We start from the raw sequence: 14,105 nt of genomic DNA on the forward strand, positions 1-14,105 counted from the left end.
AGGCTAGCGGGCGTTGTTAAGGAGTACGGGCGTCGTAAACCACTCGTAGCCCTGCACCTGCTGTTTTTTCAGGAAGCTCGCGGCCTTGTCGGCGGTGGCGAACAGCAACAGTGCGCCCTCCTGACCATTGGTTTCGCGCACGACGTAGGTGCGCAACAGGCCAGCTTGGGGGAGCAGGCACTGCGGACGCTGCGCCGGGGTCAGCGCGTGGGCAAATACCGTCACGCAGCTACTTTCGGCCGCGCGGTAATCGAAGGTGGGGCCCACGAAACGCGCCTCGTCCACGAGGGCATAATAATCGACGGTAGGCCGGCGGCCTCGCTTGCGCTCCACGTCAGCAAACCAGGTGGGCGAGTACCAGGTCCGGGCCTGGGCCTCCGAGGCCCAGAGATAGATACCGCCGAAAAACTTGCCCTCTTTGGTAGCGATGCTGTGAAAAGCCTTAAACTCCAGTCCATTTACTTGTTGGTACACGGGCACTACCTTGTTGAATTCGCGGACCAGCAAAAAGTTAAAGGCATACCAGGGCGCTTTGCTTTTAACCACGGTAACGGTGCGGGTAAGCACCGGGCCCGCCTCAGCAGGCGTTGATTGGGGATTGGGGGTTGCGCCAGCGGCGCTGCTGGTTAAGATAGCAGTGCCCAGTACGAGTACAGCGAGGATTAATTGGGGAGTGGTCATGGGTGAGGGGGTTTAGGTGATACCCGTTAGACCAGCCTCCCCCAAAGTGTTACAAGTATTTTTCCGGAATCACGACCTTATCTTATGCCAGCCAAGATTGTTCTGAGGAATTAATGCCTTAGCCAGTCCGGCTTATCGGAAATCAGACCCGGCTCAGCTACGGGTGGTCAGCTAAAATCGTAGGGGTAGCCTATTTCCTGCAAGTCCTTTTCCAGTTGTGGCCAATCTTCCAGCTCATCCACAATGGCCAGCACCAGGGCCTTGGTGAGCGTTTCGCCGCGGTAGATTTGGGCAATGGCCGCGACGTCGCTCGGTGAGCGGTCGGTTTCATCCCCGTAGTACTCCTCAGCCCAGGTTGCGTAGGTTTCGGGGTTGTTATCGAAAATATAGAGCAGCTCCTCCGAACCGTCGTCCTCATTTTCCAGCACGCCCGTTTGCCAACCGTGCTCGGCCGTGTACCAGAGGCAAAACGTGGTACCAATGGAATTAACGGGTTCTCCGAACATAAACTCATCGAAATATGCGGGCAGCCCGCGCGTCGTCTGGGCTTTGTCGGGCTGGTCGTATTCGTGGAGAAAGCCATTTATAACGCAGCCTTCCGGGCGGAACAGAATCAGCAGCTCATCCCCTTCGCCGTCGCGCATGGTCAGCAGCTCTTCGCCTTCGGCCCAGGCCGCGTTGTAGGAGTAGTAGCGGTACTCCCAGTCCGGCGAGTTGATGGCGTCGAGCACGGCCAGCGCCTTGCAGAGGCGTTTCAGGGAAGCTGCGTCGGGCAGCGCGTGGTAATCTTGGGTCGAAATCATGTAAAGCAGCGGTCAGGCAGAGCGTAGGGCAAGTATAACGTAAAGAGCCCGGACGCAGATGGGAATAAGGCGCTTTGCGGCGATGTCCCAGTGCGTATTCAAGCACCGGTGGTCAGAGCTGCCAGGCCACGGGCCGCATCTCGCCCGCTTCGCTGCCACGACAGGCTAGCGGCACGGGGCTGCGGCCCGTAGCACGACGTACGGCCTTCCTGCGGCATAACTAGCCTTCGATAACCAGCCTTCGCTCACTCAGTACGACTTACCCGCATCGGCCGGAACCACCACCACGAAATCGGCTAGGTCTACTTGCTCCTTATCCAGTTGCTGCAGTTGCTCCTGACTCACCACGCTGAGGGTTTTCACGCGCAGCCTGGGCGCGTACTGGCGCAGGTAAGCCACGATGCCGTCGTGGTGGTCGGAGTGGTAGCTGCCGTTGAAGTGGAGCAGCGTTTGGCCTTCCTGGCGGCTGGCGCGAATAAAGTGGGCCATGGTGGCATCGCGCAGAGCCTGGGCCTGGATGATGTTCTGGGCCCCACCGCCGTGGGTTTTGCTGTCGCCGCCGAACATGGCGGCCATGTTTTTATAGCCGGGCAGGTCGTAATCCACTTTCAGGGGCAGCGGGGCGAGCAGGGCCCGGTCAACGGCCGGCAACTGGTCGAGCGCCTTGAGGCTACCGCGGGATACCGCCCGCACGAACGGATGCGGCGCATTGGTACCAACGACGGCCACCTGGTTGGCGCGGGCAAACCGCAGTAGCGGGCGGTAGTCGGTGGCGTAGTTGGGCCACGGGCGCGCCTGGCGTTCCAGGGCCGAGTCGGGCAGGGTACCAGCCGTGTACTGGGCCAGCAGAGGCTGCACGTCGCGCTCAAACATCTCCATGCCCAGCACCAGCTGGCCGGGCTTCTTGCGTTTTTGCAGGTCCTTGGCTACCTGCAGCTCCAGCCAATGCGCCAGCACGTCGTTGTGCTGCTCCCCGAAGAGCACGACATCGGCCTGCGCCAGAACGTCGAGCATCTGGTCGTAGTCGGCCGGCTGGCCGCTGCTGGTAAACAGGCGGTAGGCCGGCCGGTCGCCAGTGAAGCTGGTGAGTAGGCAAGCGAATAAAGCGAGGCAGATTATACGTGTCATTGCGAGCATTAAGCGGCATTACTCCATCCAGGTTTCAGTGGCCCGTTGATTAATGTAACAACCTTTTCCGTCAGCTCATGTCCCATCCTCTTTGCTTTTTGCGGGGAACCTCACCCCCGACCCCGGTTCGCTGGAGGCGCGAAGCCACAGGAGAGGGGAGCCTGACGATGGGGACGGAATGGGATAAAGCACTAATAAGGGATAGAAAAGCTCTCGCGAGGCTAGTGGCTAGAATTGGAGTGAATTGATGGTCCTCGTTGCGTGGAATGTCTTGCCTGCCTTGCCGTGGGCGGCCCGTTCGCGGCGCTTACTCTTTATAAAACATCCACTTGCCCAGCTCTTTATACGTTACCTTCTTGCCGTACATGAGCACGCCCACGCGGTAGATGCGAGCTGCTACCCACACGGTGCTAACAAAGCCCAGAATGAGCAGGAAAACTGACAGCGCCAGCTGCCACATGGGCACGCCAAAGGGCAGGCGGATGACCATGGCAATGGGCGAAGTGAAGGGAATCATCGACATCCAGAAAGCCACCGGACCATCGGGGTTGCGCAGAATAACCAGCATACCAATTAAGTAGCTCAGGATAAGCGGCATGGTAATCGGAAACATAAACTGCTGGGTGTCGGTCTGGTCGTCGACGGCCGCGCCCACGGCCCCGAATAGCGCGCCGTAGAGCAGGTAGCCACCCAGGAAGTAGATGATGAAACCGAAGAGAATGGTGCCGAAGGGCAAGTTGCCGAGCGTACTGAAAATACTGAAACGGTTGGTGGGATTTGCCAGGAGGCTTTTACTATCCGGCGTTGACTTGGGGCTTTCCGCGGCGTTTTGCTGGTCGTTTTGCGCTGTCGTCGGGCCGGCCAGGCGGGTGGAGGCCGCGGCTACTTCGGTTTTAGGCTGGTCTTCGCCGGCCCCCATTACCAGGGGCGTAAGCAGCGTCGAAGCGCCCGCTGAGAGCAGGCCCCACAGCAAGAACTGGGTGAGGCCCACGGCCGCGATGCCCACAATCTTGCCCATCATCAAATCAAACGGCTTTACCGACGACAGCATCACCTCCATAATCCGGCTCGACTTCTCCTCCCCCACCCCGCGCATAATCTGCACACCGTACATAAAAATAAACAGGTAGATGGCCAGCGCCAGGGCGTAAGCAATGCCGGTGGTCGCCTGCGCGTTACTGTCGGCCTCCTTGCCCGTGTCGTCGAGGCTGATGGTTTTCAGATTCACGGCCGAGCGCAACCGGTCGAGCTGTTCCTGCGACAGACCGGTCTTCTGCATCTTCAGCTCCGAGAAAACTTTATTCAGCGCGCTTTCCACGGCTAGCTGCTTTTTCAGGCTGATGTTGCCCTTGCCAAAGAACTGCACGTTGTTGGGGTTCTCCACGTCCAGGTTCGCGGGCAGGTACAGCAAGCCGTCGTGCTTGGCTTGCTGAAAGCCCCGCTTAGCTTCGGCCAGGGTGCCCGTAGCGGGCACGAAGGTGAGCTGCGGCGTGCTCACCAGGCGAGCGGCCAGGTTCAGGCCGCTGTCGTCGCGCACCTCCACTACCTCGGCGCTGCTGTCCGACTGCGCTATTTTAACCATGAAGGCGCCGAAGGCCGCGATGAGCAGCGGTACGGAGAGGGTAAGGATAATGAAGGCTTTTTTGCGAACCCGAGTCAGGTATTCGCGTTGGGCGACGAGTAAGAATTTAGAAGCCATGTTTTAGATCAAGCTGAGCCGGCGGAACACCTTAGCGGTCTCGCCCTGCTCGGTGGAAAATTATCTGTGCGGGGTGTTTTGTCCTGACTAGCCACCCACTGGCCGGGGCCCCGGAGGGCCAACGCCAAGCCGGTTAGCGGGCCCGGCCCCGTTCGCTCAACGAGGATAAGACGTTTGCTTGGCAAGCCCCGCCCGGCAGCAGCGAGCTGGTTTAAACGGTTTGCTCGGCCAACGTTTCCGGCATGGTTTCGCGCACCCGCCGAATGAAAATCTCGTTGATGCTCGGAATTTTTTCCCGGAACGCCTCTACTTCCACGCTGCCAATAAGGTAGCGCAGCAAATCGTTGGGCCGCACGCCGGCGTGCAGCTGCACCCGGGCGAAGAAGTGGCCGTTCTCGCGCTCGATTTGCTCGATCACCTCGAAGTCGGGGTGAATAACCATCAGCTTGCCCTTGCCTTCGACCTCGTAGGTATTGGTTTTAAACTGATTGCGAATCACGCCCACGGGGCCGTCGAGCACCTTGCGCGAGCGGTTAATCAGCGCAATGTTGTCGCACAGCTCCTCCACCGATTCCATGCGGTGCGTCGAGAAGATAATGGTGGCTCCCTGCTTGCGCAGCTCCAGGATTTCGTCCTTAATCAGGTTGGCATTGATGGGGTCGAAGCCCGAAAAGGGCTCATCCAGAATAATGAGGCTGGGCTGGTGCATCACCGTCGCAATAAACTGCACCTTCTGCTGCATGCCTTTGCTCAGGTCCTCCACGTTTTTCTCGGCCCAGCCCTTGAGGTCGAAGCGCAGCAGCCAGTGCTTGATGCGCTGGACGGCATCGGCCCGGCTCAGGCCGCGCAGCTGAGCCAGGTAGAGAAGTTGCTCGCCCACTTTCATCTTTTTATACAGCCCCCGCTCCTCGGGCAAGTACCCGATTTGGATACCGTGGCCGGGGTTGAGCCGCTCGCCCCGAAACCGGATTTCGCCCTCGTCGGCACCCGTAATCTGGGTGATGATGCGGATGAGCGAGGTCTTGCCCGCGCCGTTGGGCCCCAGCAGACCGAAAATACTGCCCTCCGGAATGGCAAGGCTGACGCCGGACAGGGCAACGTGGTTGGCGTAGGCCTTGCGCACGTCAATGGCTTCAAGAATGGGTATCACGGGAAAAGAGGGGTTGGTTGGTAAATGAAGTAAGAAGATAGGCAGCCAGACAGGTGCAGCGGTTCAGTCAACAGGCTCTTCCAGCTCGGCTAAGTTAGCTTCGAGGCGGTCGAGGTGCTGGCCGTAGAGGCGCTGAATGTACCAACGCATCCCATATACCAGCAGCACCTGCACCAGAATCCCAACACCCAGCAATATCCCGGCCTTGCTGAGTATGCGCTCCCAGCGCAAGGGCGCAGAGCGGGCCAGCTCCTGGGCCACAACGTACCCCAGATTTAGCACCATCGTCACCGGGAACGTGGCCAGCGAGAGGCGATAATAGAACCGCAGCAGCGCCCGCAGGCCGGCCGCCAACTGCTGGAGGTGACCACGGACGTTGCCCTCGACCAGCAGCATGCGATTCAGCACGGTAAGCAGCCGATAATAAAAGTAAAAACACAGCCCCGCCATGACTGGCAGCAAGCAAGCCACTATATATAATTTATACAAGGAGTTGGTCAGGATGGGCCATCGAACAGGAATCCCCACCATTAGTATGAGGACGGTAAGAGTCATTTCCCAGCGGGCGTTGCGGCGCATCTTACTCACCAGCCCGGGCCGGTCCACCAGCAGCTTTTCCAACTGCGCGGAGCTAATGGGCGCAGGGGGTTCCGGCGGGTTCAGCCAGCCTTGGCGCAAGTCTTCGAGTTGCATAACAGGTGGGTTAGCGGGTGGCAAGGGGCAGTAATTGGCGCAGCTTTTCCTGTACGCGGTGCATCTTCACGCGTACGTTGTTTTGGGTGATGCCCAGAATATCGGCCATCTCCTCGTAGGATCGGTCCTCAAGGTACAGCAGCACAAACGCCTTATCAACGGCCGATAGCTGGTCGATGGCCCGGTAAAGAATGGCCCGGTCTTCGGCATCGGGGCCAGCCTCGGGAGCCTGGGCGACGGCCAGCGCCTCGGCGTCGAGCTCGCCCGGGGCCGGGCGGCGGGTGCGCTGGCGCAGGTTCGAGATAGCCACGTTCAGAGCAATGCGGTAGAGCCAGGTGCTGAGCTTGGTGCCCGGCTGCGGCACGTAGCGCGGCCAGGCCCGCCACAGCTGCAGCACCATCTCCTGAAACAAGTCCTGTCGGTCGTCAGCATCCTGGCAGTACAGCCGGGCTACGCGCCGTAGCAGCGGCTGGTATTGGTTCAGCGCGGCAATAAAATCAGCGGACGGCGCTACGGCAGGCATGTCAGGGGATGGTTACGGCAAGTTAATCGCCCGGTCCCTGCGGTCATTACAGCCGGCGCAAAAAAGATGGTTCTTTTCTCGGCTGACTGTGATGTGGCAGTAGTGCACGATTAAAGCCACGCCGTAATCATCTTCTATATTCCTCTTTCCCCATGCAGAGAGTTCTGCGGCTTCGGTCGTGGTGGCAGCGGTCTCAACCAAAAAGAGCCCGCTCTCCTACTTCGGAAGGCGGGCTCTGGGCGCAACAACGCTCACGGTAGCTTAGGCAAAGTACTCCTTTACTTTCTCAAAGAAGCCTTTCTCGTTCTTGCCGGGGTGCGGCGTGAAATTATCGGAGTCGCGCAGCTTCTCCAGCAGCTCGCGCTCCTGGCTGCTCACGTGCTTGGGCGTCCACACGTTTAGGTGGATAAGCTGGTCGCCGCGGCCGTAGCCGTTCAGGTCCTTGATGCCCTTGCCGCGCAGGCGCAGGATTTTGCCGGGCTGCGTGCCGGGGTCCACCTTGATTTTCACCTTGCCTTCGATGGTGGGCACCTCCAGGTTGGCGCCCAGGGCCGCGTCCACGAAGGAGATGTACTGCTCGAACATGATGTTGTTGCCGTCGCGCTTGAGGAATTCGTGCGGCTCCTCCTCAATCTGAATGAGCAGGTCGCCGGGGACGCCGCCGCGCTCCGGGAAATTGCCTTTGCCGTTCATGCTCAGCTGCATGTCGTTGGCCACGCCGGCGGGGATGTTGATGGGAATCACTTCCTCGTGCAACTGCCGGCCGTCGCCCTTGCACACCTCGCAGGTGGCGGTCACCGTTTTGCCCTCGCCGTTGCAAGTGGAGCAGGTGCTGCTGCTCACCATCTGGCCGAGCATGGTGTTCACCACGCGCTTGGTTTGGCCCTGGCCCTGGCAGGTGGGGCAGGTTTTCAGCTCGGTGCCGTTTTTGGCGCCGGTGCCGCCGCAGGGCTGGCAGGCCACGTAGCGCTTCACCTTAATTTTCTTCTCTACGCCGTTGGCGATTTCCTCCAGATCAAGCTTCAGCTTGATGCGCAGGTTAGAGCCCTTGCGCTGGCGCCGCCCGCCGCCCTGGCGGCCGCCAAAGAAGCCTTCGAAGCCCCCACCGCCGAAGATGTCGCCGAACTGCGAGAAGATATCCTCCATGTTGGGCGCGCTGCCGTTGCCGCCTACGCCCTGGTGGCCGAAGCGGTCGTACCGGGCGCGCTTGTCGGCGTCGCTGAGCACCTCGTAGGCCTCCGCTGCTTCCTTAAACTTGTCTTCAGCCGTCGGGTCGTCGGGGTTCTTGTCGGGATGGTATTTGATGGCCATTTTGCGGTAGGCCGACTTAATTTCGTCGCCTGCCGCATTCTTGGCGATGCCTAGTACCTCGTAATAATCGCGCTTGGTTGCCATCTGCGTGGTTGTAGCTGAAGCCGAACGTCAATCCTGGGGTTATCCGAGCATCCTGCTCATTAGCGCGAACGCCAGATGAGCAGGACGCTCTTCTCAGTATGACATTCTTTTTACTATTCTGAATTTCAAACCTTAAAGTTATTGCCCGAGTACGACTTTAGCGTGGCGAATTACTTTATCACCTAAGTAGTAGCCTTTCTCCACCTCGTCCACGATTTTTCCTTTTAGATCGTCGCTGGGCGCGGGAATCTGAGTAATGGCCTCGTGGAGCTCAGCGTCGAAGTCGCCGCCCTTCGCCTCCATGGCCGTTAAACCCTTTTGCTGAAGCGTTTTGTTCAGTTTGTTCTGAATAATGTCGATGCTCTCGCGCACGGCGTTGGCGTCGGTCATCGCTTGGGTAGCGTTGCGGGCCCGGTCGAAATCGTCGAGCACGGGCAGCAGAGCCGTCATCAGCTCCTGGTTAGCGGTCTTAAACAGCTCTATTCGCTCCTTGGTGGTGCGGCGCTTGTAGTTCTCGAACTCGGCTGCCAGGCGCAGGTACTTGTCCTTGAGGTCGGCCAGTTCGGCGTCGGCCTGATTAGGCTCGGCCTCTGGGGCGCCGGTGGCCGTCAGGTTGGGATCGGTAATTTCGCCGTCGACATCGGCCATTTCGCCAGCTACGGCGCTGGCTTCAGCAGTCAGGTTGTCGTCCTGGGGCAGGTTATTATCGTTAGCCATTTTGGGAAATATTCGTCGGAAAGGGTTTTTCACGGGCTTAGCCGGTTAGTCACCCTCGGGGCGCAAGGAACTTGCCAAAGGAGTCGGGCCTGCCATACTGACACGAAGGAACCCAGCCTCATGTAGAACCTGGCGCAAGCAGCGTAACTACTCCATCTTTCGATTCCCCGACTACCGAACCTATCCTCCGTTAAGGGAAGCGTAGGACGACATTCCATCCCTTACTTTCCCGGCAGGACGGTCTACCCGCGCGATTTTCCTGATTTCGCATACCACCACTCCCCCACTACGGAGTTGGCGGCAAGCACGCGGTAGCTCACCGACGCCACCAGCACTCCTAGCATGAAGCTGGCCAAGGCGCTAATGACAGTATCCCACAAGTATAGCTCGGCATGCTCGAGCTGCAACGGAAATAGCCAGCACGATCGCGGCTACCAGCCGGACAGTGCATTCCTATAAATATTTATAAATACCAAAGCAGTACCTCACCCCACCGCCGCTGATTCAGGCTTTTAAGCGGCGCGGTGCAGCTCATCAGTAAAAACCTGTATCACCCTTTCCACAATCTGTACTACCGTCGCCAGCTGATCTGCCAGCGGTTGCGCGACAGTCCCAAGCTGCGCGGCATCCTCCAGTTGGTGGAGCACCCGGGTGCATTGCTCCTGCCCCATGGTCCCCAGGGTCGATTTCAGGCCGTGGGCCAGACCGGCGGCCGCCGTCCAGTCCGCCGCCGCAATGGCGGAACATAGCTGCGTGAGCTGCTCGGGCACGTGGGTGACAAAAAGCAGCTGGAACCGCCGCACGAATTCCGGGTCGTCAGCCAGCTTGCCCAGTCGGGAAAAGTCATATAAGCGCCCGGATGGCAGGACGCCGGGGGCAAGCTGAGTGGACGAGGGTTGTAACATGGAGAAATGCGTTAAAAGTAAAAAAGTGTCTGCCGATGACCAGGAGTTAGCTCGACACCAGCCCCGGAAATCAGCGAACCGGTGCCAGAGCAGAAGCGTGGCCAAACGCCGAACGTAATGCCAGTTTGGGGACGCGCCCGGGTGGGTACCTCGTAGCTGAGCCTGCGGTAAAATTCTATTCGCCGCAGTACCCGCACGTGACAACTCGCCGAACGGAGTCCTATTCGCATTAAAGTGGCTGGTTCGCCGGGTGAAGATTTGATTAGGGCGACCCCAATGCGCGTGGTTACTTCCCGCCCCCTGGAACGGCAGCAGTCCGCGAGTTGGTACCCGAGTGCCACGGAGGCTTGAGCGGGCCGCAACGAAGAAGCCAAAAAGTCTGCGTTCCGGCCGCGCTGTTCAGTGCTTGCTTGTGCGTACCTTTCTCAGGCCCATTAGCCGGCTTTACCTCACCTCTACCATTTGTGCTCAATTCTAGCATCTCCTGCATCATCGTTGACGATAGTGCCACCAACCGCTTGATTCTGGAGCAGTTCGTACACCTCACCGATGATGTCGAACTGCTCGCCTCGCTGCCGGATGCGGTACAGCTGCTGCCGTATCTGAAGAATGGGCCGGACCTGCTGCTGCTCGACATTGAAATGCCCAACCTCTCGGGGCTCGACCTGGTCCGGCTGCTGCGCTCGCCCGCCCCCGAAGTGGTGTTGGTGACGGCGCATCCGCGGTTTGCGGTGGATGCCTTTGCTTTGCCCGTGGCAGATTACCTGCTCAAGCCGCTGGAGTATGCCCGTTTTCAGCAGGCCCTGGCCCTGGTCCGGCAGCGACGAGCCCGCCGCCGGCTGGCGGAACCGTCTGAGGCGCCTCAGTTTATTGACCAGCAGATCTTTATCAGGAGTAACAACAAGCTCGTCCGCCTGGATCTCGACCAAGTGCTGTACATCAAGGCCATGTCGGCGTACTGCATCATCGCAACTACTACCCGCAAGCACATCGTGCATCTTACCCTGAAGGTTTTGGAAGAGCGGCTGCCGACGGCCTTCTTCCTGCGGATACACCGCTCCTACATAGTAAATACCCGCCACATCGACAGCGTGGCGGAAGGCCACCTGCAGCTGGGCAGTTGCGAAGTGCCCATCGGCAAAAGCTATGAAGCAGAGCTTATGCAGCGGCTGTACAGTCTCTAAACAGGCTTTGGCGCAGTGGTAGGAACCGCTTTTTCGCGATGACTCCCGGAAAAAGTCGCTTAACCTTAAACTTATACGTAGCCGGCTCAGCGTGTGCGGTCAGCAAAGGCAATTTTGGGCTACGCTTTTGAGATAGTTCCTCATCTCTTAGACTTTGTCAATCTCGGATTTTAATGAACTGGTATTATGACACCCAGAGTGAACCCTCCACAGAGCCCAGTATAACAATAGATAGAGTCTACTGCTTGCGCTGTGACTTGTTTACAGATAATGACTGGGCACTTTTGGAGAGAATATATGCTGAATTACCGGGTAAGCGCTACGCATCAGAGGTACCTTACTGGTATGGGTCGGAGGAGTCAACCAACCATTTATCTGTTTCTGTCGAACCAATGGGTTTGCAAATAGCTGGGATGTCGCTTAATACTGATTGTCTCAACTGGGATGAGACATTCCGCCGATTAGTAGAGAATACCTCCTTACCTCGCCACTGCCCAAAGTAGCGTAGCGTCTAATTGTGCAGGGCCTGCCAAATCAGGTCCTTCAGCGGCGCGATGTTCTTGTTCGTCAGGCTGGAGATGAAGATGGATGGTAGCTCCGCCGGTAGCGTCGGCCGGATTTCCGCCTCTAGCTCGTCGTCGATCATATCCGACTTGGTGATGGCCAGCAGACGCTTCTTGTCCAACAGCTCGGGGTTGAACTGCTCCAGCTCGCTGAGCAGCACCTGGTACTCCGCCGCAATGTCGGGGCTGTCGCAGCTAATCATGAAGAGCAGGATGGAGTTGCGCTCGATGTGGCGCAGGAAACGAGTACCCAGCCCCTTCCCTTCCGCCGCGCCCTCGATAATGCCGGGGATGTCGGCCATTACGAAGGATTTGTAGTCGCGGTAGGGTACCACGCCCAGGTTGGGCACCAGGGTAGTGAAGGCGTAATCGGCAATCTTGGGCTTGGCCGCCGATACCACCGAGAGCAGCGTGCTCTTGCCCGCGTTGGGGAAGCCCACGAGGCCCACGTCGGCCAAGAGCTTCAGCTCCAGAATGATGCTGGCCTCAACGGCCGGCTCGCCGGGCTGGGCGTAAGTCGGAGCCTGGTTGATGGAGTTCTTGAAGTGGTCGTTGCCCCAGCCGCCGCGCCCCCCCGGCACCAGGATGAGCCGCTGGCCGTGCTCGGTGATTTCGAGCAGTTGCTCGCCGCTTTCCGCATCACGGGCCACCGTGCCGAGGGGTACTTGCAGCACGACGTCCTCCCCTTGCGCGCCGCTGCGCAGGTTTTCGCCCCCCCCCTCGCCATCCTTGGCAAACACGTGCTTTTGGTAGCGCAGGTGTAACAGCGTCCAGAGCTGCGAGTTGCCTTCGAGGATGATGTGGCCGCCCCGGCCCCCGTCGCCGCCGTCGGGCCCGCCATTGGGCAGGCCCTTGGCCCGGAAAAAGTGATGCGAGCCCGCCCCACCCTTCCCCGAACGGCAGATGAGCTTAACGTAGTCGATGAAATTATTGGAAGCCACAGTTTTCAGTTAGGAGTTCAAGGGAAGGCGTTAGGAGCTGGTTGGGTTCAACAATAAAGAAATGAGTTATGAGCTTCCGGCTATGCGCCCGAAACCCATAACTCATTTCTGCTAGCTCGTAACTAGGCGGAGCGCCGCTTACGCTTGCACCTGGCGGGTTGCCGCGGTCGGGGTTTCCGGCACGGGGGACTTGTGCTGGTCGATTATCGCGCAGATTTGACCAAAGATGCTGTCAATCGGGCCGATACCGTTCAGGGCGTGAAATTTTTTCTGGGCGGCGTAGTAGCCGGCTACCTGGGCCGTTTCGGTATTATACACCGTTACGCGGCGGCGGATTTTAGTCTCATCCTGGTCGTCGGGGCGGCCGCTGGTTTTGCCGCGCTCCAACAGGCGCGCCACCAGCTCTTCCTCGGGCACTTCCAGCGCAATCATGCAGTTGATGCCGCTGTCGTGCTGGGCCATCAGCTGGTCGAGCCGCTCGGCCTGGGGCACGGTGCGCGGAAAGCCGTCGAAGATGAAGCCGCTGGCGGTTTGCTTGTGGGCTTGCAGCGCGTAGTCGATCATGCCGATTACCACCTCGTCCGGCACCAGCAACCCTTCGTCCATGAGCTTTTTAGCGGTCAGGCCGAGTTCGGTGCCCTGAGCTATCTGGGCCCGCAGCAGGTCGCCCGTGCTTAGGTGCACGAGGTTGTAGTGGGCGATGAGTTTCTGGCTCTGGGTTCCTTTACCGGCACCGGGGGGGCCGAACAGCACAATATTCAGCATGTAGTAAGAATCGTTTCGCTAGGGCGAAAGGTTAGGTAGGTTTGGGCAAGTTAATCAATCGGTAACAAAGCTACTGCTACACGGCCACGTACACGTCGGGCAGGTTACGGCCCAGGCCGTCGTAGTCCAGGCCATAGCCCACCACGAAGTCGTTGGGAATCTCCAGGGCGACGTAGCGCAGGCGCAGCTCGTGCTTGAGGCTGGCGGGCTTGAAGAACAGCGTGGCGATTTCAACGGACGCCGGCCCTTTCGCCAGCAGCGTGGGCAGCAAGTGCTGCATGGTCGTGCCCGTGTCAACGATGTCTTCTACGACGATGAGGTGACGGTTCTGGACGTCTTCGCGCAGCCCCAGGATTTCCTGCACTTCCCCCGTGCTGCCCGTTCCCTCGTACGAGGCCACCCGAATAAAAACAATTTCGCACGGCCCGGTGAAGCGCTTCAGCAAGTCGGCGGCGAACATGAAACCGCCCGTCAGCACGACCACGAACAACGGCAGACGCCCGGCATAGTCAGCGCTGAGGCGGGCCGCCAGAGCCGTTACAGCCTCCTCCAATTGGGCCGCCGATAGGTAGGGCCGGAAAGCTTTGTTATGGATGGTAATGTGGGAGTGACCCATGTGGCGCGGAAAAGAATGAGTCACAAAGCTACTGTCTGAACCACAGATTGGCAGCGCAATCCAGCGCTATGCTACTATTTATCAGATTTCCCGTACTTTATGGCCCGCCCCCCTCCCCTACGGGTGCGCCGGTGAATAACCCGGGCCCGGCGGCAGCGGAGGACCCTGACTTTTGGCAAGAAATGGTTTCTGACGACGCGGGCCAGGGACCCGACAAGAAAAAGACCGCTCCGAGAAGCGGTCTTTTCCAAAATCATTAATCATTCGCAAAAGCCCGGCAGGCTGATGTATTTGGGGGCCTCCCCCCGGCCCACTCTCCGGGGGAGAGGGGGAGCCAGCCGG

15 protein-coding genes are annotated in these 14,105 nt (G+C 59.1%); 1 reads left to right on the forward strand and 14 read right to left on the reverse strand.

Annotation, left to right across the window (positions count from 1 at the left end):
* Positions 1-3 precede the first annotated feature (3 nt).
* From IC235_RS00620 to IC235_RS00670, 11 genes are all read right to left on the reverse strand, one after another.
* Positions 4-681 carry a hypothetical protein gene (locus IC235_RS00620; RefSeq protein ID WP_191003217.1) on the reverse strand — a complete coding sequence of 226 codons (678 nt, stop codon included), beginning with the start codon at positions 679-681 and terminating at the stop codon, positions 4-6.
* A gap of 167 nt (positions 682-848) precedes the next feature.
* Entirely contained in the window at positions 849-1,484 is a 636-nt protein-coding gene (locus IC235_RS00625; protein WP_191003218.1) for a hypothetical protein, read from the reverse strand.
* Between the two features lie 249 nt (positions 1,485-1,733).
* Entirely contained in the window at positions 1,734-2,612 is an 879-nt protein-coding gene (locus tag IC235_RS00630) for a ChaN family lipoprotein (RefSeq protein ID WP_191003219.1), read from the reverse strand.
* A 307-nt stretch (positions 2,613-2,919) separates the two neighbouring features.
* Positions 2,920-4,311: an ABC transporter permease gene (locus IC235_RS00635; protein WP_191003220.1), complete on the reverse strand. Its 1,392-nt coding sequence runs from the start codon at positions 4,309-4,311 to the stop codon at positions 2,920-2,922.
* A 211-nt stretch (positions 4,312-4,522) separates the two neighbouring features.
* The gene (locus IC235_RS00640; RefSeq protein ID WP_394355237.1) at positions 4,523-5,458 is read right to left on the reverse strand and encodes an ABC transporter ATP-binding protein; all 936 of its coding nucleotides are present in this window, start codon (positions 5,456-5,458) and stop codon (positions 4,523-4,525) included.
* Between the two features lie 66 nt (positions 5,459-5,524).
* Positions 5,525-6,154 carry a hypothetical protein gene (locus tag IC235_RS00645; protein ID WP_191003222.1) on the reverse strand — a complete coding sequence of 210 codons (630 nt, stop codon included), beginning with the start codon at positions 6,152-6,154 and terminating at the stop codon, positions 5,525-5,527.
* Between the two features lie 10 nt (positions 6,155-6,164).
* The gene (locus tag IC235_RS00650; protein ID WP_191003223.1) at positions 6,165-6,677 is read right to left on the reverse strand and encodes an RNA polymerase sigma factor; all 513 of its coding nucleotides are present in this window, start codon (positions 6,675-6,677) and stop codon (positions 6,165-6,167) included.
* 261 nt (positions 6,678-6,938) lie between these two features.
* Complete coding sequence (gene dnaJ, locus IC235_RS00655; RefSeq protein WP_191003224.1) at positions 6,939-8,072, reverse strand: molecular chaperone DnaJ; 1,134 nt, start codon at positions 8,070-8,072, stop codon at positions 6,939-6,941.
* Positions 8,073-8,210: 138 nt separating this feature from the next.
* A complete protein-coding gene (locus IC235_RS00660; RefSeq protein ID WP_317173506.1) occupies positions 8,211-8,822 on the reverse strand; it encodes a nucleotide exchange factor GrpE in 612 nt (203 codons plus the stop codon).
* Positions 8,823-9,031: 209 nt separating this feature from the next.
* Positions 9,032-9,196, reverse strand: coding sequence for a hypothetical protein (locus IC235_RS00665; RefSeq protein ID WP_223846999.1), 165 nt, complete (start codon positions 9,194-9,196; stop codon positions 9,032-9,034).
* 105 nt (positions 9,197-9,301) lie between these two features.
* Positions 9,302-9,694, reverse strand: a complete 393-nt coding sequence (locus IC235_RS00670; RefSeq protein ID WP_191003226.1) for an Hpt domain-containing protein — start codon at positions 9,692-9,694, stop codon at positions 9,302-9,304.
* 464 nt (positions 9,695-10,158) lie between these two features.
* Here IC235_RS00670 and IC235_RS00675 point away from each other — a divergent pair, with 464 nt between their 5' ends.
* Positions 10,159-10,878, forward strand: coding sequence for a LytR/AlgR family response regulator transcription factor (locus tag IC235_RS00675; RefSeq protein ID WP_191003227.1), 720 nt, complete (start codon positions 10,159-10,161; stop codon positions 10,876-10,878).
* Positions 10,879-11,389: 511 nt separating this feature from the next.
* On the opposite strand, the gene obgE is transcribed toward IC235_RS00675, so the two are convergent.
* The 3 genes from obgE to IC235_RS00690 all read right to left on the reverse strand — a co-directional run bounded on the left by obgE (position 11,390) and on the right by IC235_RS00690 (position 13,763).
* Positions 11,390-12,382: a GTPase ObgE gene (gene obgE / locus IC235_RS00680; RefSeq protein WP_191003228.1), complete on the reverse strand. Its 993-nt coding sequence runs from the start codon at positions 12,380-12,382 to the stop codon at positions 11,390-11,392.
* A 138-nt stretch (positions 12,383-12,520) separates the two neighbouring features.
* Positions 12,521-13,147, reverse strand: a complete 627-nt coding sequence (locus IC235_RS00685; RefSeq protein WP_191003229.1) for an adenylate kinase — start codon at positions 13,145-13,147, stop codon at positions 12,521-12,523.
* Between the two features lie 76 nt (positions 13,148-13,223).
* Positions 13,224-13,763, reverse strand: a complete 540-nt coding sequence (locus IC235_RS00690; protein ID WP_191003230.1) for a phosphoribosyltransferase — start codon at positions 13,761-13,763, stop codon at positions 13,224-13,226.
* Positions 13,764-14,105: the final 342 nt, after the last annotated feature.

It is taken from the genome of Hymenobacter montanus, from assembly GCF_014699115.1.
Taxonomy (GTDB): Bacteria; Bacteroidota; Bacteroidia; order Cytophagales; family Hymenobacteraceae; genus Hymenobacter; species Hymenobacter montanus.

Coding starts and splice junctions, on each gene's coding strand:
- IC235_RS00620 (WP_191003217.1), bottom strand. CDS start 681: ATGACCACTCCCCAATTAATCCTCGCTGTACTCGTACTGGGCACTGCT.
- IC235_RS00625 (WP_191003218.1), bottom strand. CDS start 1,484: ATGATTTCGACCCAAGATTACCACGCGCTGCCCGACGCAGCTTCCCTG.
- IC235_RS00630 (WP_191003219.1), bottom strand. CDS start 2,612: ATGACACGTATAATCTGCCTCGCTTTATTCGCTTGCCTACTCACCAGC.
- IC235_RS00635 (WP_191003220.1), bottom strand. CDS start 4,311: ATGGCTTCTAAATTCTTACTCGTCGCCCAACGCGAATACCTGACTCGG.
- IC235_RS00645 (WP_191003222.1), bottom strand. CDS start 6,154: ATGCAACTCGAAGACTTGCGCCAAGGCTGGCTGAACCCGCCGGAACCC.
- IC235_RS00650 (WP_191003223.1), bottom strand. CDS start 6,677: ATGCCTGCCGTAGCGCCGTCCGCTGATTTTATTGCCGCGCTGAACCAA.
- dnaJ (WP_191003224.1), bottom strand. CDS start 8,072: ATGGCAACCAAGCGCGATTATTACGAGGTACTAGGCATCGCCAAGAAT.
- IC235_RS00670 (WP_191003226.1), bottom strand. CDS start 9,694: ATGTTACAACCCTCGTCCACTCAGCTTGCCCCCGGCGTCCTGCCATCC.
- IC235_RS00685 (WP_191003229.1), bottom strand. CDS start 13,147: ATGCTGAATATTGTGCTGTTCGGCCCCCCCGGTGCCGGTAAAGGAACC.
- IC235_RS00690 (WP_191003230.1), bottom strand. CDS start 13,763: ATGGGTCACTCCCACATTACCATCCATAACAAAGCTTTCCGGCCCTAC.